The sequence below is a fragment of the Mesorhizobium sp. WSM4976 genome (assembly GCF_029625685.1).
Taxonomy (GTDB): Bacteria; Pseudomonadota; Alphaproteobacteria; order Rhizobiales; family Rhizobiaceae; genus Mesorhizobium.
Genome location: NZ_JARTVT010000119.1, coordinates 1 through 364 on the forward strand (window position 1 = coordinate 1; position 364 = coordinate 364).

A 364-nucleotide genomic window follows, 5' to 3' on the forward strand; every position below is an offset into this window, starting at 1 on the left:
AAACACCCGGTGCATCGGGCCGGCGGTCTCGGAGATGCCGGCGATCAGCACTTCGAGGTCCGGTGACTTGGGGAAATCGAGCAACACCACGGCGATGTCGCGGAGCATCTGGTCGAACCCGACCGCTTCAGCATCGCCGATGATCCTGTGCGCGACGGTTTCGCCGAAGTCGAGATTGCCGCGGAAGGCGACCGCCAGCGGCAGGCGATCGGAAGGCATGACCTTTCGCCTTATGTCCAACAACACGCCGTCACGATTGTAAACGCTGCCGTCACTCAGGATGACGGTGGATTCGCCGTCGAATGACATCGCCGAGAGAACGCCCGACATTATGCTGCCTCCATGATTTCGGCTGTGATCTGCG

General features: G+C 61.0%; 1 protein-coding gene. It reads right to left on the reverse strand.

Translation table 11 applies throughout. The annotated features are described in order from the left end of the window. Positions 1 to 330 (reverse strand): hypothetical protein (locus tag P9272_RS35975; RefSeq protein WP_278164972.1); only part of this gene is annotated, 330 nt, incomplete at its 3' end. Positions 331 to 364 lie beyond the last annotated feature (34 nt).